The following is a 17,980-nucleotide window of genomic DNA, read 5'->3' on the forward strand; positions in this document are numbered from 1 at the left end:
CTCACACAACACAATCAAATCTGACACAGACTGCTTACATATAAACCGACTATATCATCATACGCGGGTAAGCACAATATATCGGTTCTTCTTCCCTATCCCGGTAGGACAAAATTCAAACCAGAACAATACTTTCCCGTATTACCACTATACAGAGCACTTATCAGGAGATGAAAACATGACGGAAGCGCGTAAACCGATCGGAGTTCTCTTTGTGCATGGTCTGAATGGCGGCGTGAACGATTTTGCAGAACTCCCCACCCTGCTGGAGCAACCGAATTGGCTCGTCCGGCTGGTGCTCCTTCCCGGGCATGGTCCAGATGTGCGTTGGCGAGAGCAGATTCGCTACGGCTGGCAAGAATGGGCTGCAAGCGTGCGCGAGGAGCTATATCAGCTTCAACAACACTGCTCAGCCGTCTTTCTCATCGGGCACTCACTCGGTGGAGCGCTTTGCCTGCATATAGCAGCACACAAAACAGTCGCCGGAGTCGTTTCGATGTGTGCGCCTCTCTTTATGCGGCCCTGGATGCTACCGGCAGTACGCTTGAGCAAATATGTTGCACCGCTGCTGCCCTCGCTGCGTGAAGATATCTGTGATCCCGAGGCGCGTAAGCGCTACCCCGGTGATGGCTACCGCTGGACACCAATGAAGCCGGTAGAAAGTATGCTGCTCTATCTCCCTCAATTACGGCAGGAGCTCCCGCGCATCACAGTTCCTACGCTGGTAATCGCTGCCTCACAGGATCATGTTGTCCCGGTGCGGGATGGTTACGAGATCTACAGGCGTCTGGGCTCCCGAGAAAAACATCTGTTGATTGTACGACATTCCTATCATGTGGTTATGAAAGATCATGATCGCGAGGAGGTTTTTGCACGGACCCTTGCCTTCTTACATCGCCACATACCCGGTCAGAAATAGGCAGAATTACAGACCATCTTGCCTGTTTCCTCACCCGTCCAGCCTATAGGAACTATCACCCTTTTCAATAAGAGCTAGCTTCGTGTATACTGATAATCGATTTGTATAATGCGGGGTTGTAGATCACATTGACACAAAAATTAGATAACGTAGCTGATCAAGCACAGAAACCAGACAAGCAATCGCCGCCTGACAAAAGAGCACGCGTCTCACGTCTCAGTATTTACTCGTTTATCACACTTATTGGTTTGATCCTTGTTCTATTTACCGGCCTTTTGTTCGGCAATCTGGTACAAAAAGCGAATACAAAGGAAGCGGCGACGCCCACGACGCTCGCGTCAGCAACGCCGACCGCAACACCTGATCTGGCTTCTGCCTTTCAAATGGCAAAGAATCCCTCGGTTGAGCCACTGACACTACCGAATGGACTCTATGTCCTCTATGCCGGACAGGATAAGATCTACCGTGTTCCAGTCGCTGGCGGAACTCCAGAGGCACTGAATACACCCGGGTATCACTATAATCGAGCGGTACCGCCTGTACTTACTCCTTCTGGCACACTACTCTATACGACGAACACAGGTGTATGGTCCATACCCGCCTTTGATGGTCAGGCCAAACAGCTTGCCTCCCTCAAAGCAGGGGAGACCATTACCTCACTGGTACTCAGCCAGGACGGCTCCCACATCGCCTGGAGCATTGCCCCGGCCAGAGGCACAGGCACAATTCGTATCTATGCGGGCTCGCTTGACGCCCCCGAACTGGTGTACCAAAGCACAAATAAGCAGTGTCCCTGTTTCCGCGCCTTCGCGTTCCTGCATGGGACAGAGCCCACGCTGCTTATCACCGATAACCGGGGCGACAATCGCGCCAACCTGTATGGTTTATGGGCCCTTTCGCTCTCCAAACAGGCCAAAAAGGAGCCTATCAAGCTTCTTGACGCGGAAACGCCAGAGATGCCAATGGGACTCGCCCCCGATATGAATACACTACTCTATTCAGACCATATCGGCATGGCTCCCATTCCAGAGGATAAAAATATCCCCGACGATATTACCGCGCTCAATAACGCCAATAGCCTCTCATTGATGGCTATTGACGGGGCAGCGCTCAAGCCGGGAAGCCCACAGGTTCTTCTCCCGGAGCAGCGGAACATGCCGAATAAGGCAAGTTATCACTGGGTGCATTCCTTCCAGTTCTCGCCTGACGGGAAAAAGCTTACCTATGTGGTCTTCTCAAGCGACGACCGTCCGCCGTTCTTCCGCCATAGCTCGCTCTATACGGTCGAAATAAGCGGTCAGGGCACGCAAATGCATCTCGGGCAGCCACAGCTTCAGGCAACCAGCAATGCCCATCATGTCGAAGTAGGCCCGTGGCTCAACGATCAAGTCGTCACCTGTTATGCAGATGGCGCACTCTACGCCCTTGATCTGCAACATGGCACCAAGACCAGAATCGTGCAGACAGGCCAGTATGCCAGCATCATCGCGATACTCAAACATTAAACACGACAATATCTATGGCCCGGTATCCTGTTACCGGGTCACTCTTTTTCTCAGCACCACGAAGCCGCCGCAGAAAAACAGTCAGCCAGCGAATGCCTTCCCTTTAGATCTTGAGGGCCGGTATCTGTAAAGAAGGAAGAGAGAGCCGAGCAGGGGGGTAAAGGGCATGGATAGGATCAATCCACCTCCAGTGTATCCTGGTGGAACTTTGGAGCATGGACAAGATCTTTTGTGACTCAGCCGGGTCACAGCGAGATTGCAAGCTCGACTCTCTACATTCAGTGTACTGTGGCTTCCAACAAGCAGAGGGTATAAAAAAAGAGAGCCTTGATATTGCAACTAATATCAGGCTCTCCTCAATAATAAGAATTTTATATTCTTCTACTCCGTTGCACTCCCGGCAACAGGATCAACGCAAGCACAAATCCGACGATCAGGCCACCGATATGGGCCATTACAGCAATATTGGAGCCCGGCATAAAGCCAAACAACAGGTTCAAGCCAAGCCAGAAGATCCAGTTTGAGAACGCGGCCCGTCCAAGTTCACCCATTGCTCGGCGATTTGTCAGCAAGAATGCCCCAAGCGCCCCAAAGACGCCGAAGATCGCACCTGAAGCGCCCAGAACCACGACATTAGCGTCACCCGGCATCAGAATGAACAGCAGCCCACCACCCAGACCAGCCAGGAAGTAGATCAGCAAGAAGCGCCATTTCCCGAAGAGGATCTCAACATCACGCCCCATAAACAGCAGAGAAAGCATATTCAGCCCGATATGCAGGATCCCCGAGGGGGGAGGCGCATGCAAGAACATCGACGTGATCAGACGCCAGATCTCACCATCTTGCAAAGATGTAGGGGCAAGCACACCATACCCATAAATGAGTGACGCCAGATCAGGAGCCACAATCATCAAAATGCTGATAAGCAGATAGATCAGGACATTAATACCAATAATCGTATAGGTGACAACAGGAATATAGCGGAGCAAAAAGTTTGTGCGTAGCATTTGCCGCTGCATCTGATTCGGACGCGTCCAGGCAGGAATAGACTCCTGTTGCGGCTTGCGGCTCGGCTCGGTCGTTCCCTGATAGCCTCCGGTATAGGTCGTCGATCGCTCTATTGGTGCAGGAGACGGCTTTGTCATTGGTGGGAAACAATCCTCAAAGCGTCCTCCGAACGAGAGTCGAGCAGCCCGCGCCCGCGCCAGATTCGCATCATAATCCTGACCTTGAATCCGCAGGAGATACGAGCGCAGTGCATGCGCATACGCAATGCCAGGATCTTCACTCAGCACCTTATCCACATTGCTGAGAGCACGTTCATAGCGGCGATCAAGCAGGTCGAGTAGCGCCTGAGCAAGCGTCGCCTCTAACCCGCCCTGCGGCTGTAACTCCTGAACACGGCGGCAGGCCATACGCACAATATCATAGCTTCTTAACGCAAGGTTTGCCTCTGCCAGCCCCAGATGGACCATCGGGTTCTCTGGCTCAGCCTGTGCGGCATGGGCATATGCTAACGCGGCCTCGCGCCCCTGCCCTTGAGCCAGGGCCTGCCTTCCCTGTTCCATATATAGCTGTATATTTGTTTGTGCTTCCACAAGTTTCCTCCAGTAGCACCAGGAAAACGCCACACCGGCAACCTGGCTTCCGCTTTCTATCCCGATAAGAGACAGGGACATAATTGCAAGTAACAGTGTACCCAGGATTGTCAATAGCGTCGCGTGTCAGGCCTTGCCGATCGATCATGATAACGGCGCAGAGGTATGCCTGTTGTGCGGCAAAGACAACCACTGACTAATGCATAATAATCGACTCCTGGTACCAATAAGCCAATACTGAAAATAGAGAATGAACCTCTACCAATCACAAACAGGAAACCGCGCACTCATCCGCAAAGCGAGACGGCTCCTCGCACTGCTCTCCCGGGTCAATCAAATAAAGACGCGCCGATGACCCTGCCAATACCCGAGAACACCAGTTTCTTCAGGAAGCAGATACCTATTGCAGCAAGGGTGGAATCAGACAGCGCCGAACCATCTCCTGCATGCCGGGAATAATCCACTACAACCGCTTCTTCTCAAGAAGATTTTGCCAGTAGAGAACTTCTCTCTATCTGGTAATACGATTGAGGCGCGCGAGAGTCGCAAAGAGAGAAATGCAGAAAGCAAAAAGCAGAGGCCATCTTTTTTAATGCAGGAAGCCAGTCTCCAACGCAAAAGAATGCAGCCCATCCAGCATAAACTGAATAGCCAGCGCCGCCAGCAAAATACCTAAAATACGGGAGACAACCATAATTCCAGTACGGCCCACTTTCTGCATCAGCCAGGAACTTCCGCGCATCGCCAGCCAGGCTAAGAAGAGCGCACAGAGAATAGAGAGCGAGACCGCCAGCAGCTCAAGCGGATGAAACATCGCCCGACCAACATAGAGAATCGTGGTCGCAATAGTTCCCGGACCTGCGATCATCGGGATTGCCAGCGGAAAGACACTGATATCCTCACGGGTCATCGCCTCGTCTTCCTCTTCCTTGGTCTCGCGCGCGCCAGACGGACGCCCGAAGAGCATATCGATTGCGACCAGAAAAAGCAGCACGCCCCCGGCAATATTAAATGCATAGAGAGAGATGCCTAACCTGTCCAGAATAAAGCGTCCAACTACAGCAAAGAACGCAATAATACCCGCGCTGATCACAATCGAGCGCGTGATAATGGTTTTTCGCTGTTCATTGCTCATATGGGAAGTCAACCCAACAACCACAGGAGCCAGCCCAACTGGATCTATAATGGTAATAAAGGTGACAAAAGCACTGATAGTAAACGTCAGAATAGCAGGCACAAAAAAAAACCTCACAAGAGCTTTTTCGACCTCATTATAGCATACAAAGCAGGCAAGCGCTCGGGGGCCAACCTCATCAATTGTGCGTACCGAGATCTTCCTTCGCAACGTGTTACAGTAGGAAGGGACCGGTATTCTCTAGCCATTGCAGTTCATTCAGGAGAGAATGCTTACACGGCCTCTACTCATACGTTATAATGAAACAGAATTACCGAGAAATTGTATTGGAGGCAAATCATGCGGGGAGCAACGAGAACACTGGCGATTACCGCAGGGGTTGTAGTCGTCCTTCTCATCGTCGGCATCGTCCTTGCGGCAGTGTTTCATGTTTTGTTAGAAGCGCTCTACATATTCTTAATGATCTTAGCAGCCCTCTTAGTTCTATCAACACTCCTTCTTGTCTATTGGATTATCATGCTTATTCGCACCATCCAGACAGTGCGCAACGAGGTCACGCCACTGGCAGACTCGATACAGGAGACCATCGGCATTGTCAAAGATACTGCCCAGACGGCGGGAAATACCGTCGGCTCGGTCAGCTCGCTCTCGCGACTGGTCTCTGAAATTATTCTGGCTCCGGGCATTCGCATCGCCGCAGGCCTTGTCGCCGGACAACATATGTTGCGCGTGCTACTTGGTAAAGGGGCAAACAGAAGCCGCTATGAAGAACGCATGCAACAACAAATGGAGCAAATACAGGCGAATGCGGGAGGTGACTGAGCATGGAATTAGCCGTCATTAATCCAATTATTGAGGCTGGAGGACAGATAGCAGCGATCATTATCTGTCTGTTCGCGCTGATCCTGATTATTCTGGCGCTCGCGCTGAACATCGGGTTCTTTTATGCCTTTACCTGGGTTCGCCAAAAAACCGAACTGATCAAAGTGTTGCGCCCCCACGTTGAGAGCATCAATAAAACAACCATGCTTGTCAAGCAGGGAAGCGAACCGGACGAGAGTCAAAACGCCATCGTGCGCACCGTAGCAAAAGTGCCCGCCGGCGTCGATAAGGTTGATCAGAAGGTTACTCAGGCAACCGGGAAAGTCGCGCAGGGAGCAATTGAGGTTCGCGCCCGCATTGAGCAGGGCAAGGCTATTGTCAAAACTTTCTTCAAGCCGCCCCGCAAGCAGAATCTTGAGGAACGCATCAATAAGGAAGGGCTACAATTTACCAGCCCGGGCTATCGGACACTCATGAAAGAAAAAGCGCCTGTATCCACCGCCGAAAGTCCGAGCGGCGAAGGATATGAGCAGACAATCACAGCAAAGCAGTTAAAAGATGTCCCTTCTCGTTGAGTACCTTCAGGCATTCAAACATTTTCAGCGAGATGCACGTCTCTTTCTTATCAGCAACACGCTGAGCGGCGTAACAGTTGGTATCATCCTTGTGCTCTATAACCTCTACCTGATCGCACTGGGCTATGATACCAGCTTCGTCGGTCAGCTTCTCTTTGTAACGACGTTGGGTGCAGGATGTGCTATTTTCCCCGCTGGCCTCTGTGTTGACCGCTTTAGTGGCAAGTGGATCATGATTCTGGGCAGTCTCGCAATTGGCATCGCCGGAGCGGGACAATTTCTTTTGCACCAGCCCCTTCCCCTGCTCATCAGCGGTTTTGCCGCGGGAGTTGGCGGGGCCTTTATTCTGGTCGTGAATGCCCCCTTCCTGACCCATCACAGCACGCCACGCGAGCGCCCGCATCTCTTTAGTGTCAATATCGTGCTCTTACAAGTAACGACCGTCATCGGGGAGCTGCTTGGGGGCGCGCTTCCCCAGTGGATTCAACACTATAGCTGGCTGACCGCCTGGCTTCCCTCCTGGGCAGAGAGCATGCTGGCCCCGGGAGCAGAGGCCCGGGCGTACCAGCTTTCGCTGCTCTTTGCTGGCATTATTGCGGCTCCGAGTTTCATTCCACTGCTGTTGATGCGCGACGCGCCGCCACCACGCCCCCCGCAACAGGACCGCGCCACCCACCGGCCAGCGCAGCGCCCCGGCCTGCATTGGCGCCCGCAAGCCCTGCTGCGTAGCCCACTCACGATCCTGATCGCGATTCAGGTGCTTATCGGCCTGGGAGCGGGACTTTTCATTCCCTACTTCAACATCTACTTTGTGCATACACTGGGGGCCTCTCCCTTTCTCTTCGGGGTGATTGATGGAGGAGCTAACATTGTGTATGCGCTTCTCACATTACTCGCTCCACTGTTGGCCACGGCTCTGGGCAAAATCAATACTATTGTCCTGACCCGGCTCATCAGTCTACCCTTGCTGCTGGCAATCGGGTTGATACACTATCTGCCCCTTGTCTCAATTCTGTATCTCTTCCGGCTTGGGACAATGGATATGGGGAATGGTCTCTTTCAGGTCTTCTCAATGGAGGCCATAGAGCGCAAAAATCGGGGAATGGCTAACAGCCTCTATCAGATCGCATATCAGGGCGCATCGGCCATTTCTACCCCCATAGGAGGGCTTTTAATCGATCAATCAGGCTATAGTGTTGTCTTCATAGGAGCCGCTATCCTGTATCTCTGCTCACTGTTGCTGCTCTGGGGATATTTCGGACGAGGGAAAGGGGAACGTCTGGTCACGGCCATCCGACTCCAGGAGCCGCCACACACACCACAGGTAGAGCAGGAGATGCAACCCTCCTGAACAGAAAGAAGGCGGGAGTGTTCCCGCCCTTCTTTTCGTTATCCCTTTTTTAGCTCAGGGACTTTTTCGACTGTCGCTCAGTAAAGAAGCGTACAAAGAAAATGCTCAACTCATACAAACCTGACATAAAAATGCCAATAATAATCGGGCTGTAGATATCGCCTCCCGGGAGGAAGCAGGAAATCAGCCAGAGAATAAAGTGAGCGAACGGACGCTTCTTTCGGAGTGTCTCTGATGTCACCAGACCGATTTTCGCCATAAAGGTGAGCACCAGCGGCAACTCGAAAATAAGCCCGAAGACAATCAAGAACCAGGCCGCAAAACTGAAGTAGCTCTGCGCCGTTACCAGTTCGGTAAAGTTGTTCTGCGCGAACCGGATCAGGAATTCCAGCGGATATCGCAGAATAAAGTACCCGATCGAAATGCCGATCACAAACAGCACGATCCCGATAAAGACAAACGGCAACGCCGCCTTTTTCTCGTGCGAATAGAGGCCAGGCGCAATAAACGCCCAGGTTTGATAGAGAACGACAGGCAAAGAAGCCAGGAACCCAATAGCGATAGAAACCATCAAGGTTACTGTAAAGCCTTCAGCAATCCCGGTGACGACCAGTTTGCTATGTCCTGTGCCTTTGACCCCGGTCAACACATTCGTGCCATCAGGCAAAGGAGCAGTCAGGAAAGCCATAATATAATCTCGGAAGATGAACGCAACCACGGAAAACACCGCGATGGCGATCAGACACTTGAAGATACGCTGGCGTAACTCTTCCAGATGCTCGACCAGCGTCATCGAAGAGCCAGCCAGCTCATCATCTTCGTCATCATCGTCTCCGAAATCGAAACGGAAATCGTCATCATCTTCGGCCAGCGCTTGCTTGAACCGATCCTGCCGTTCCAGTTCACTGGAAGCCATGAGTTCCCCCTAAGCAGGCTATAGAAACAGTCTTAGCTAACTTTGCCATCCCTGGTGACTTCTTTTTTCTCGCTCTCGGGAGCAACCTTCACCTCAGACTGAGCAGCTTCTTTTGCAGCCAGAGCGGCCTTACGAGCAGCAATCTCGCGCTCAAGCTCGTCCAGCGACATTGACGCGGGGTTCAGAGCCTTTTCTGGAGCGGGGGCCGGTTTGGGCTCAACATACTCTTCCTCGTCTTTCGAGCTGGAGCTATTGCCGATACCCTCTACGCTCTTCTTGAATTCTTTGATCGTGCGACCAATCGCTGAACCCATTTCCGGAAGACGCTTCGGTCCAAAGAACAACAACGCGAGCAAGAACAGAATGAGAAGCTGAGAAGGGTGAAATCCGATAGGCATTTGTTTTGTATCCTTTCTGGTCGTAACAACCTTTGGCAACAACAGAGAACAATTACCAGACATGCTGTGGGTGCGAGACATCCCGACCAAGCAGAGATGCGCTTACCTCGCTAATCCCATCCAGAGCGACTCCTACCACGCCAACCCCGGCTGTACCCAGAGTCACAAAGCGCAGCATCTGGCGGCGACTATAGCGCCGTTTCCGCAAATGCGCTTCCATCTGTTGACGCTGGCGAAGCTGTGCGCCCTCCTGACGGACTGACGCGATCAGACGCTGTTCCAATCCATCTGGTGTGGATGCGGCATGCCCATAATGGCGCAGCAGCAGGGTTTCAAGAGAATCATTTCGCATGAGCTTTTCCTATCTGCCGGGAGGATGAGCCAGGAACGATAAACGACGAGAGAGCGGTTTGACCTGCCCTTCCTCCTCGTCACGGGTCACGCGACGCTGTGGGGAAGAGGTATCGATCAGCATTTCGCCACTTTCATAGCGATAGAGCCGCTGAAATTGCTTTCTGGCTCGCGAGAGCCGTTGCCGGACCGCAGCCTCATTCAGTGAGAGCAGATCGGCGATTTGTGCCGTTGAGAGGCCACCCACGATGGAAAGGAGCAGGCATTCACGCAACTGCTCAGGGAGTTTTGCCAGGGTTCGCTGCACAAGCTCCTGTTCCGCCACCTGCTCAGCAAGATCGCGCGAAGCGACCGGAGCAAAGCCAACGGGTTGCACCGGAACAGCCTGTTCCTCCTGCACAACCTCTGTACCCTCCAGTCTTCCCTCAGCCTTCTGTGGCATCCGCGAGAACGGAATAAAACTGAAGAGTTTGCGGCGCCGACGCTGCATGCGGACAGTGTTAAGCGCGATGCGCAGCAACCAGGCTCTGGCCTGAAAATGCTCGCCACTGGCGGCCCGCGCCGCATCAATCGAGCGCAAGGCCTGATGGAACGTATCCTGCGTAAGATCCTGACTTTCTTCCCAATCGCCGGTCAGGCCGTAAATAGTATGGAAAACCAGCTTATGGTAATCACGTATAAGAGCTTCAACCGCTTCAACGGCTGGCATTTTATCCACAGCGACCACTCTCTATCGTTCACCGCTTCCACAGCGAAGCAGTGTCTCAAATACAGTTACTTAATTACAACGATGCACGACCAGGAGGATTTGTGACAACGAAAAAAATCATTGTCTTACTATTATTACAATACCAGTTCAAACGGAAAGGGGCAAGAGAGGAAAAGGGAGGGGGGAAACAGGGCAGCAAAAAGCCACCCTGTCGTGTATGGATAATAGCGCGAGAGATAAAAATTTAGCTCTGCAAATGCTCTTCGATGTAGTCCAGAGCTTCCTGAACGGTTGTGATCTTCTCAGCATCCTCATCGGAGATCTGAACCCCGAACTTTTCTTCCAGGGACATAATCAGCTCGACCAGATCGAGAGAGTCAGCGTTCAGGTCCTCAACAAAAGAAGCTGTCGGAACAACCTCGTTTTCATCCACACCAAGCTGCTCGACGATAATCTGCTTGAGTTGCTCATAGATGGACGACGACATTTACTTCACCTCACTTTCCGCTTTCGGGATGGGCTGTTGCTGAGCCCGATTAAATATAGTACCCAGGACACCATTAACAAAGCGACTGGATGTGTCACTTCCGAAAATCTTCGCAAGTTCCACGGCTTCATTAATAGCAGCCTTTGCTGGTACAGTATTATTAAACAGAATCTCGTAGATGGCAAGTCGCAGGATATTTTTATCGATGCGAGCCATCTGTTGTAACGGCCACTCACGCGCGGCACTCTGAATATGAGCATCGACCTCCGCCAGGTGGTCGCAGACACCTTGAAGCAGCTCATGGGCATATTCCACCACCTTCGTGTGAAGATTACGCTCTTGAGCATGCCGCTGCAAGACCTCAAAGGGGTCATGGTTGGCCGTATCGTATTCATAAAGCGTTTGCAGAGCGACAATGCGTGCTTGTCTGCGTATCCCTGGCATAGTACCTCGAAAGCTCCTTTCACGATGCCTGAACTGAGAGGTCAGACACAGCGATTCACCCGTTTAGTCTACCTGACCATATAACGAAGGACATGGGCGCAGCGCTGACATCGTGGTATGCAACATTACCATCGGGCCAGATGTGCCTCTCCCGGCACACCACCCGTTCATCTCCAGGATGCTCTGACGAAGCAGAAAGAGAGGTGTCAGTATCACCCGCCCTCTTATGCAACATCCTGAATATAGACATTGACAGCCTCAACCTGCATCCCTACCATCTCTTCAAGGGCTGCGGAAACCTCCTCCTGTACAGCGGACCCGACTGCAAGCATATCAGCATCGGATTCGACAACAATATACAGGTCGGCAGTCACAGTGTTATCCTTAATGGTCAAGGAAACGCCTTGCGGCGGAAGCTCGCGCTTGAGAAGATGGGACCATTGCCCATATCGCTGCGCAGAGCGAACAGGATTTGCCATCCGAACAACACCGGGTATCAGCAACGCACTATGAATGACAATAGTCGAAAGAACCTGCCGTGCCACTCGAACGGTGCCACTGGGCTGTGACGCTATTGTCATAAGACCTTCTTTCTACTACCGATTTGTGGCCGGGGCCACAAGCGGCGCGACCGAAACAACAGCATCTTCGCTTTCCATTGCAAAGATAGGTGCTTTTTTCCGCGCTGTCAAGTAGAAAGCGCCAGGATGGCTTATTTCACCTATCAGAATAGCTGTTAGATGCCAGCTTCACGTAGAGCAGCAGCCACCTTTGCGACGTCGGACGCTTTGCTCACATTCAGCATCGTTACCCCTTTGGCGATACGCTTTACCATACCAGCAAGCGCATTGCCCGGGCCAATCTCAATAAAGGTGGTAACACCAGCAGAGACCAGATATTCTACGGTCTTTGTCCATTGCACAGAGCTTGCCACCTGCTTCGCAAGTTCTTCACGCAGGGCATGGGCATCTGTCAAAGGAGTTGCTGAAATATTGCTGATGATCGGAATAACCGCATCTTTAATCTGTAGTTCGGACAACACCGAATCCAGGGCATCAGCAGCGGGCCGCATGACTGGAGAATGGAACGCGCCACTCACCGCCAGCGGGATCACGCGTTTGGCTCCGCGGGCCTTTGCCAGCTCACACGCCAGCTCCAGTGCTCGCTTCTCACCGGAAATCACAATCTGTCCGGGCGCATTATAGTTCGCGGCAATGACCTTACCCTGTCCGGGATGCACCGGCTCGGAGATCTCGGCCAGAGCTCGTTCGGTTGCCTCCTGGCACACCTGCTCAACAACGTCCGGCTCCATCGCGATAATGGCAGCCATTCCACCGGGGCAGCTTGTTCCCTCCTGCTCCATCAGGCGCCCACGTTCACGCACCCCCTTGATCGTTTCTTCCAGGGACAGGACCGAAGCCGCAGTCAGCTCGGTCCACTCCCCCACACTGTGACCGGCCAGAAAGGCAGGAGTAAGCGGAGAAATCCAGGAAGAATCGTCAGGAGAAAGGGCTTCTTGAAGGGCGGCCAGGAAGGCCAGGCTGACGGTTACAATAGCGGGCTGAGCATTGATTGTTGAGCGCAAGGTATCCTCTGGCCCCTGAAAACAGAGAGAGCTCAGGGGAAAGCCAAGAGCTGTATCAGCGGCCTCAAAGACACGGCGAGCAGCGGGCGACGCCTCATAAATGTCTGCCCCCATGCCTACGGTCTGGCTACCTTGCCCGGGAAAAAGAAAAGCGACTCGTGTCGACATGTTGCTTCACTCTTCAGTAGAAAAGCGGCCTGTGTATCGCTTGTGAGAAGCTACACTGCCGCCTTCTAAATTTATTTCTGATTTTTCGGGATAAAGACCTGACGTCCACGATAGGTACCGCAATGAGGGCAAGCATGGTGTGACAGCCGAGGCTTCTTGCACTGCGGGCAAGCCGCCAGCTGCGGCAACTTCAGATGATGATGAGCTCGCCGCTCACCCTGACGTGAACGAGAAACACGCTGCTTTGGTAGCGCTCCCATGGTTAGTACTCTCCTCTTCCACCGGTTATAAGAACCTGGGTCTTGTCTATTTTTGAATCATACAACACTATACCAAGCGAAGGCCGCCACAGGCAACGTCCCCATCGGGTGGGGGCGCTACCCGCTGGACGACCCGCTGTATTAGCCTTCTTGCTGGAGCAACGCCTTTAACGCACTGAAGCGTGTATCCACCTCAGGCTCACAGGAACAGGGACCTTCATTCAGATCCTTACCGCACTGTGAGCAGAGTCCCTTACACTCCTCTTTACAGAGCGTCACCATCGGAATGTCAAGCAGGATCTGTTGTCGAACCGGCTCCGTCAAATCGAGATGATGGTGGTCATCAATCGGGAAGGCGTCTTCCACATCCTCGGCATGCACAGGCATGCCAGTGAGAATATCAACGGTCGGATAGTACCGCGCTTCGTAGACGACATGCATCGGCTGCTGAAATTCCCTCAGACAGCGTGTGCAGGACAATTCGAGGGTTACATCAACCCATCCGTCGACCAGGACCCCCTGATTGATACGACGCATGCGGACATGTCCATTAAGTGGGCCGACGACCCTGGAAACTTCATCGAATTGAATCTCGTCTTCGTGAAGATCTGCTTTGAATGAAGCCCCAACCTGAGACTTCATGAGTTGCGCCACATTAAAAAGCATAGGAAATCCCCTTCCATAGATCAAACTCCCGGTGGGGAGAACACATGTATCACTATAAATAGCTATGGCGCAGGTATGTAGTTTCCTACGTTCTTAGCTGGCGCTTGCTCATTATAGACAAGCCGTTTGAGGGTGTCAAGCCCTCACAGGACCAGCATAGACAAGGATAGCGGCTCACGCCCATAGCAAGTAGCACCACAAGCACAAGGGCAGAAAGCACAGCGCAAAATTCACAACTGAATCAGCCCTTTACGAAAAAACATTCGGCCCGCCTATAGTATCCGCTGCCAGAGACGAGCGCCGGGGTGTCGGAAGGTCGGAAGGCTCAGGCAACGTGTTCTCTTCCTCTTCAACAACCTCTTCTTCAAGAATCGTTGTTGGTTGATCTTGTAAACTGTCAATTCCGCGCTCAATGCTCAAAATCGTGCGACTGACCTCGGTCTCCACATGTAGCAGATGCTCACGCAGGTTGCGCAACGTTTCCAGCGCGTATCCATCCGCATCAGCCTTAAGCTGTTCGGCATGCTCCTCTGCCCGCCGGATGATATCCTGAGAACGCAGATTTGCGCTCTGGATCATCTCCTGTGAGCGCTCTTCCGCAATGACCAGCAATCCCTCACGGTCAATGGCCCGGTTAGTCTCTTCCTGAGCGCGTGCAAGAAGCGCGGAGGCATCAGCTTGCGCCTGGGCAAGAATACGCTCTTTCTCTTGAATAATGCGGCGAGCCTGCTTCACTTCCTCAGGGATCGAGGTTCTCATCTGATCGATTATGTTGAGGATGTCACCCTCTTTCAGAATCACCTGATTCGTTAGAGGGACGCGCCTGCTACTGGCAATGAGGTTTTCCAGGCGGTCAATGAGATATAATATATCCATTCTTTTCCTCCTTCCCCACTGAGAAACTCCCCAGGCCCGCGCACAGTCAGAAATCCTTTATCATCCATATTTCTGCTGAAGCGCCCGAACAACTACAGGGGGGAGCATGTCTGAGACATCGCCGCCCAGGCGTGCGACTTCTTTGAGTAAGGAAGAACTTGCAACAAGATGCTGTAAGTTTGTAAACAAGCAAACGGTCTCAATCTCTGGTGCCAGTTTGCGATTCATCAAACCCTGTCGAAATTCTGCATCAAAATCATTGGGAGAACGCAGGCCCTTGATAATGGCGATACCATCCACCGAGCGCACATACTCAACAAGCAGTGTCGAAAAGGAGTCAACCCGCACATTGTGTAGCCCCTCTGCTCTCAGTATCTCCTGCCAGAGCGCAACTCGCTCCTCAACCGAGAACAACAGATTCTTCGCGGGAAACGCATAGACCGCAATGATGACGGTATCAAATAGTTTTGCCGCGCGACGCGCAATATCCAGATGCCCGTTTGTTGCCGGGTCAAAGCTCCCAGGATAGACTGCAATCCGTTCCGATTGCGCTGGAGTATTCATGCCCGGTTCCCCCTCATTTGTTCTTTTTAGCACCCCTCGGACGCTTTCTCGTTAAGAGGAATGCTGTTTCCATTAAACCATAACGCGAGACTTTCGGCAATAGGAGGGAGATATGAGCCAGTGCGTTCACTGCTCCTTTTACCCCGATTCCAGATGCCTATAAAAAAAGCAAGGACACAGCCTGTGGACTGTCTCCTCGCCTTGCAGCACCCGCCGCTTAGTCGCGTTTATGGCGAGCGTTCATCATCTCACTCAAACCAATCGCGCCGATACCAAGCAGGGCATGCACAATCTTCGTCACCACATTGCCCGGGCCGATAACAAAAGAATCCTGCGTGAAGCCCACAATCAACAGGACTATACCCCAGACAAAGGCTCCGATTGCGTTTCCCCGGTTTCCGGGTTTGGAGGTCATCAAAATACCGGCGATCACCCAGAGCGCAATGGTGACGATCAGGCCCAGTAATCTATGTGTATCTACGGCCCGTGGCATATAGGTGTAATTCCCGGTCCAGAAGAGAACTCCCATGATAAGAGCCAGGATAAAGCAAACACGCACAACCCAGATTGCAATACGCATAAAAACTCACTCTCCTTTAAAGGTAAAAAAGCGTGCAGACCAGCAACGACCCGCACACTACGCTGCCAATGCAGCGTCATTCCCTTACGTTAAAAGATACCGTAAAAGTGGAAACACTGCAAATCGCAGCTCACCACTTCATATTCTCCGGCTTGTCAGGCCGGACGCTGAATCTTTGCAAGCGATGGGGAAGCAGTCAATACAGCCAGCAACGAAAGCAGCCCACCAACAACAAACGGGATCGCCGGCCCCCCCAGTGCATAGAGCCCGCCTGCAACCAGCGGCCCAAGCACACGCCCCAGGCCCGCGATCCCCTGCGCGAAGCCCTGGGTCTCGCCCTGCACATCTGAAGGCGTGGCAAACGAAAGCAGGGTGGAAACCAGTGGCGAAACCGCTCCATCTCCAATACTCAGAATACCAAGCGCGATAAGCAAGAGTGCAAGCTGATGACTGAACGCCAGTACGAGCAGCCCGAGCGCCAGGCATACCATACCGCCGATCATTACAACGTTCTCACGCCAGCGCCGCACCAGCTGCCCTACCAGCCCACCTTGCATGATCACCACAATGACGCCTATATACGTAAACACATAAGCGTTCTGTGATGCCCCCCATCCAAACTCATGCTGCGTAAAGAGGGCAAAGACTGACTCCATGCCGGTAAAAGCTACGGTATACAACAGATTGACAAGGACAACCGACAGGATCAGCGGGTAATGCACCGCGGTACGCCAGCCAGAAAACAGCACATTGATCCCTCGCTGCTGTGCTTCCTCCTTCACGCTGCTACGCTTACGCGTCTCAGGCAACAGGAATAGCACCAGCACCATATTGAGCAAGGCAACCCCGGCAGCGATCCAGAATGGCAGTGTCTGATTCTGCTGTGCCAGCACTCCGCCAAGCGCAGGACCAACCACAAAGCCAAGACCAATAGAGGCCCCGATGATTCCCATGCCCCTTGCTCGCTCCTTCGGCGCAGTGACATCCGCGACCACAGCCTGCGCAGAACCAATATTTGAAGCGCCCAGACCTCCGATAAAGCGAGCAAGCAACAACACCGGAAGCGACCCTGCCAGGGCCGTCAGAGCAAACGACAACGCCTCGATCACCAACGAGAGCAGAATGATCGGTTTACGCCCGTACCGGTCAGAAAGGCTTCCCAACAGCGGGGTAAACAGGAACTGAGCCAGCGCATACAGGCTTGAAAGCATGCCAACCATGAAAGCATTCGCGCCAAAATGTTCCGCCCAAAAAGGAAGTAACGGGATAATCAGTCCAAAGCCTGTGAAGTCTATCAGCACGGTTAAGGCCATCAAGGAGATAGCCGTGCGTTTCTGCTTTTCCATACTCTAACCTCGTCCTTTTATTAAGTCAGATTTGACTTAACTCATAAAAAAGAGCAAACCTTCTGTCCCTTTCTATGCTTTCGTCTCTGGAAAAAGAGTTACGCTTCGACTTGCTTCCGTTGAGAAGAACAGAGATGATCGATTGCTCGGCGCAGCCAGTTCAGCTCCGCATCCAGCAATGTCAGCTTATGATCATTTACCAGCAAGTGAGCGGGATCTGGAGAAGAGAGTCCTTCCATTTGCTTCACGACCGAGAGGCGGAAACTGTTGACAAGTTGATAACGCTTTTCCAGCAGAGCCCTGGCTTCCTCGGGCGAAAGATAGCGCAGGAAGAACAAACAGGCGTCGATATCTTCCAATCCGGGAGTATAGCGGCTGATCGTATCTCGTAAGAGGCTATAGAAATACTGACGTCCTTTTTCCGTAATATAGTAGACGTCACGCTCGCGCAGCGCAACATCATCGTGGGCAGCACCGGGCCCTGGAGCCTCCACTGACTCTCGGCGAATCTCCAGGTAGCCATCATGCGCCAGACGCTCCAGTTGATAATAGATGGTTGGCTTCTTGATAAAGTTTGCCAGCATCTCGTGATGGTTTTCAATGACCTCTCTGATCTGCTGTCCATACATTGGCTTTTCCAACAGCAGGCCAAGAAGCATCACTTGTTTATACATGGTTACAGCCGCCCTACTCAGTCAAATCTGACCTATTATATCGTTGAAAAA

At 52.5% G+C, this 17,980-nt stretch carries 22 protein-coding genes; 5 read left to right on the top strand and 17 right to left on the bottom strand.

The window, feature by feature from the left end; genetic code table 11:
• Positions 1-178 precede the first annotated feature (178 nt).
• Both EI42_RS03790 and EI42_RS03795 read left to right on the top strand, forming a co-directional pair.
• Positions 179-919 carry an alpha/beta hydrolase gene (locus EI42_RS03790; protein ID WP_111318956.1) on the top strand — a complete coding sequence of 247 codons (741 nt, stop codon included), beginning with the start codon at positions 179-181 and terminating at the stop codon, positions 917-919.
• Positions 920-1,047: 128 nt separating this feature from the next.
• Positions 1,048-2,424 carry a TolB family protein gene (locus EI42_RS03795; protein WP_111318958.1) on the top strand — a complete coding sequence of 459 codons (1,377 nt, stop codon included), beginning with the start codon at positions 1,048-1,050 and terminating at the stop codon, positions 2,422-2,424.
• 371 nt (positions 2,425-2,795) lie between these two features.
• Here EI42_RS03795 and EI42_RS03800 read toward each other — a convergent pair whose 3' ends face one another.
• The gene (locus EI42_RS03800) at positions 2,796-3,992 is read right to left on the bottom strand and encodes a rhomboid family intramembrane serine protease (RefSeq protein WP_249033443.1); all 1,197 of its coding nucleotides are present in this window, start codon (positions 3,990-3,992) and stop codon (positions 2,796-2,798) included.
• Positions 3,993-4,611: 619 nt separating this feature from the next.
• On the bottom strand, positions 4,612-5,259 hold the full coding sequence (locus tag EI42_RS03805; protein ID WP_111319565.1) for a MarC family protein: 648 nt from the start codon (positions 5,257-5,259) through the stop codon (positions 4,612-4,614).
• Between the two features lie 237 nt (positions 5,260-5,496).
• Here EI42_RS03805 and EI42_RS03810 point away from each other — a divergent pair, with 237 nt between their 5' ends.
• Genes EI42_RS03810 through EI42_RS03820 form a run of 3 tightly spaced genes read left to right on the top strand, consistent with a single transcriptional unit; the run spans position 5,497 to position 7,905 of the window.
• Positions 5,497-5,979 carry a hypothetical protein gene (locus tag EI42_RS03810; protein WP_111318962.1) on the top strand — a complete coding sequence of 161 codons (483 nt, stop codon included), beginning with the start codon at positions 5,497-5,499 and terminating at the stop codon, positions 5,977-5,979.
• A 2-nt stretch (positions 5,980-5,981) separates the two neighbouring features.
• Entirely contained in the window at positions 5,982-6,554 is a 573-nt protein-coding gene (locus tag EI42_RS03815; protein ID WP_111318964.1) for a hypothetical protein, read from the top strand.
• A complete protein-coding gene (locus tag EI42_RS03820; protein WP_111318966.1) occupies positions 6,538-7,905 on the top strand; it encodes an MFS transporter in 1,368 nt (455 codons plus the stop codon). Before EI42_RS03815 ends, EI42_RS03820 begins: the two co-directional genes overlap by 17 nt.
• A 49-nt stretch (positions 7,906-7,954) precedes the next feature.
• On the opposite strand, the gene tatC is transcribed toward EI42_RS03820, so the two are convergent.
• The 15 genes from tatC to EI42_RS03895 form a co-directional block, all read right to left on the bottom strand.
• Positions 7,955-8,821 (bottom strand): twin-arginine translocase subunit TatC, encoded by an 867-nt coding sequence (tatC, locus tag EI42_RS03825; RefSeq protein ID WP_111318967.1) that lies wholly within the window; start codon positions 8,819-8,821, stop codon positions 7,955-7,957.
• Between the two features lie 32 nt (positions 8,822-8,853).
• Entirely contained in the window at positions 8,854-9,219 is a 366-nt protein-coding gene (locus tag EI42_RS03830) for a twin-arginine translocase TatA/TatE family subunit (RefSeq protein WP_111318969.1), read from the bottom strand.
• Between the two features lie 52 nt (positions 9,220-9,271).
• Positions 9,272-9,571, bottom strand: a complete 300-nt coding sequence (locus EI42_RS03835) for a hypothetical protein (protein WP_111318971.1) — start codon at positions 9,569-9,571, stop codon at positions 9,272-9,274.
• A gap of 9 nt (positions 9,572-9,580) precedes the next feature.
• Positions 9,581-10,279: an RNA polymerase sigma factor gene (locus EI42_RS03840; RefSeq protein ID WP_111318973.1), complete on the bottom strand. Its 699-nt coding sequence runs from the start codon at positions 10,277-10,279 to the stop codon at positions 9,581-9,583.
• A gap of 244 nt (positions 10,280-10,523) precedes the next feature.
• Entirely contained in the window at positions 10,524-10,766 is a 243-nt protein-coding gene (gene acpP, locus EI42_RS03845) for an acyl carrier protein (RefSeq protein ID WP_111318975.1), read from the bottom strand.
• Positions 10,767-11,210, bottom strand: coding sequence for a transcription antitermination factor NusB (gene nusB / locus EI42_RS03850; RefSeq protein ID WP_111318977.1), 444 nt, complete (start codon positions 11,208-11,210; stop codon positions 10,767-10,769).
• A 224-nt stretch (positions 11,211-11,434) separates the two neighbouring features.
• A complete protein-coding gene (locus EI42_RS03855; RefSeq protein WP_111318978.1) occupies positions 11,435-11,791 on the bottom strand; it encodes an Asp23/Gls24 family envelope stress response protein in 357 nt (118 codons plus the stop codon).
• A 155-nt stretch (positions 11,792-11,946) separates the two neighbouring features.
• The gene (gene fabD, locus EI42_RS03860; protein WP_111318980.1) at positions 11,947-12,963 is read right to left on the bottom strand and encodes an ACP S-malonyltransferase; all 1,017 of its coding nucleotides are present in this window, start codon (positions 12,961-12,963) and stop codon (positions 11,947-11,949) included.
• A 71-nt stretch (positions 12,964-13,034) separates the two neighbouring features.
• On the bottom strand, positions 13,035-13,223 hold the full coding sequence (rpmF, locus tag EI42_RS03865) for a 50S ribosomal protein L32 (RefSeq protein WP_111318982.1): 189 nt from the start codon (positions 13,221-13,223) through the stop codon (positions 13,035-13,037).
• Positions 13,224-13,364: 141 nt separating this feature from the next.
• The gene (locus EI42_RS03870) at positions 13,365-13,889 is read right to left on the bottom strand and encodes a YceD family protein (RefSeq protein ID WP_111318984.1); all 525 of its coding nucleotides are present in this window, start codon (positions 13,887-13,889) and stop codon (positions 13,365-13,367) included.
• Between the two features lie 249 nt (positions 13,890-14,138).
• On the bottom strand, positions 14,139-14,765 hold the full coding sequence (locus tag EI42_RS03875) for a hypothetical protein (protein WP_111318986.1): 627 nt from the start codon (positions 14,763-14,765) through the stop codon (positions 14,139-14,141).
• Positions 14,766-14,825: 60 nt separating this feature from the next.
• A complete protein-coding gene (coaD, locus tag EI42_RS03880) occupies positions 14,826-15,329 on the bottom strand; it encodes a pantetheine-phosphate adenylyltransferase (protein ID WP_111318988.1) in 504 nt (167 codons plus the stop codon).
• A gap of 217 nt (positions 15,330-15,546) precedes the next feature.
• Positions 15,547-15,909, bottom strand: coding sequence for a hypothetical protein (locus tag EI42_RS03885; RefSeq protein ID WP_111318990.1), 363 nt, complete (start codon positions 15,907-15,909; stop codon positions 15,547-15,549).
• A gap of 155 nt (positions 15,910-16,064) precedes the next feature.
• Positions 16,065-17,255, bottom strand: coding sequence for an MFS transporter (locus EI42_RS03890; RefSeq protein ID WP_111318992.1), 1,191 nt, complete (start codon positions 17,253-17,255; stop codon positions 16,065-16,067).
• A 98-nt stretch (positions 17,256-17,353) separates the two neighbouring features.
• Positions 17,354-17,929 carry a PadR family transcriptional regulator gene (locus EI42_RS03895; protein WP_111318994.1) on the bottom strand — a complete coding sequence of 192 codons (576 nt, stop codon included), beginning with the start codon at positions 17,927-17,929 and terminating at the stop codon, positions 17,354-17,356.
• Between the last annotated feature and the right edge of the window lie 51 nt (positions 17,930-17,980).

Origin of the sequence: Thermosporothrix hazakensis, from assembly GCF_003253565.1 — a bacterium.
Taxonomy (GTDB): domain Bacteria; phylum Chloroflexota; class Ktedonobacteria; order Ktedonobacterales; family Ktedonobacteraceae; genus Thermosporothrix; species Thermosporothrix hazakensis.

Excerpts from the sequence above, each read along its gene's own strand:
- EI42_RS03790 (WP_111318956.1), top strand. The coding sequence starts at position 179 with ATGACGGAAGCGCGTAAACCGATCGGAGTTCTCTTTGTGCATGGTCTG.
- EI42_RS03800 (WP_249033443.1), bottom strand. The coding sequence starts at position 3,992 with ATGGAACAGGGAAGGCAGGCCCTGGCTCAAGGGCAGGGGCGCGAGGCC.
- EI42_RS03810 (WP_111318962.1), top strand. The coding sequence starts at position 5,497 with ATGCGGGGAGCAACGAGAACACTGGCGATTACCGCAGGGGTTGTAGTC.
- EI42_RS03815 (WP_111318964.1), top strand. The coding sequence starts at position 5,982 with ATGGAATTAGCCGTCATTAATCCAATTATTGAGGCTGGAGGACAGATA.
- EI42_RS03820 (WP_111318966.1), top strand. The coding sequence starts at position 6,538 with ATGTCCCTTCTCGTTGAGTACCTTCAGGCATTCAAACATTTTCAGCGA.
- tatC (WP_111318967.1), bottom strand. The coding sequence starts at position 8,821 with ATGGCTTCCAGTGAACTGGAACGGCAGGATCGGTTCAAGCAAGCGCTG.
- EI42_RS03830 (WP_111318969.1), bottom strand. The coding sequence starts at position 9,219 with ATGCCTATCGGATTTCACCCTTCTCAGCTTCTCATTCTGTTCTTGCTC.
- EI42_RS03835 (WP_111318971.1), bottom strand. The coding sequence starts at position 9,571 with ATGCGAAATGATTCTCTTGAAACCCTGCTGCTGCGCCATTATGGGCAT.
- EI42_RS03840 (WP_111318973.1), bottom strand. The coding sequence starts at position 10,279 with ATGCCAGCCGTTGAAGCGGTTGAAGCTCTTATACGTGATTACCATAAG.
- acpP (WP_111318975.1), bottom strand. The coding sequence starts at position 10,766 with ATGTCGTCGTCCATCTATGAGCAACTCAAGCAGATTATCGTCGAGCAG.
- nusB (WP_111318977.1), bottom strand. The coding sequence starts at position 11,210 with ATGCCAGGGATACGCAGACAAGCACGCATTGTCGCTCTGCAAACGCTT.
- EI42_RS03855 (WP_111318978.1), bottom strand. The coding sequence starts at position 11,791 with ATGACAATAGCGTCACAGCCCAGTGGCACCGTTCGAGTGGCACGGCAG.
- fabD (WP_111318980.1), bottom strand. The coding sequence starts at position 12,963 with ATGTCGACACGAGTCGCTTTTCTTTTTCCCGGGCAAGGTAGCCAGACC.
- rpmF (WP_111318982.1), bottom strand. The coding sequence starts at position 13,223 with ATGGGAGCGCTACCAAAGCAGCGTGTTTCTCGTTCACGTCAGGGTGAG.
- EI42_RS03870 (WP_111318984.1), bottom strand. The coding sequence starts at position 13,889 with ATGCTTTTTAATGTGGCGCAACTCATGAAGTCTCAGGTTGGGGCTTCA.
- EI42_RS03875 (WP_111318986.1), bottom strand. The coding sequence starts at position 14,765 with ATGGATATATTATATCTCATTGACCGCCTGGAAAACCTCATTGCCAGT.
- coaD (WP_111318988.1), bottom strand. The coding sequence starts at position 15,329 with ATGAATACTCCAGCGCAATCGGAACGGATTGCAGTCTATCCTGGGAGC.
- EI42_RS03885 (WP_111318990.1), bottom strand. The coding sequence starts at position 15,909 with ATGCGTATTGCAATCTGGGTTGTGCGTGTTTGCTTTATCCTGGCTCTT.
- EI42_RS03890 (WP_111318992.1), bottom strand. The coding sequence starts at position 17,255 with ATGGAAAAGCAGAAACGCACGGCTATCTCCTTGATGGCCTTAACCGTG.
- EI42_RS03895 (WP_111318994.1), bottom strand. The coding sequence starts at position 17,929 with ATGTATAAACAAGTGATGCTTCTTGGCCTGCTGTTGGAAAAGCCAATG.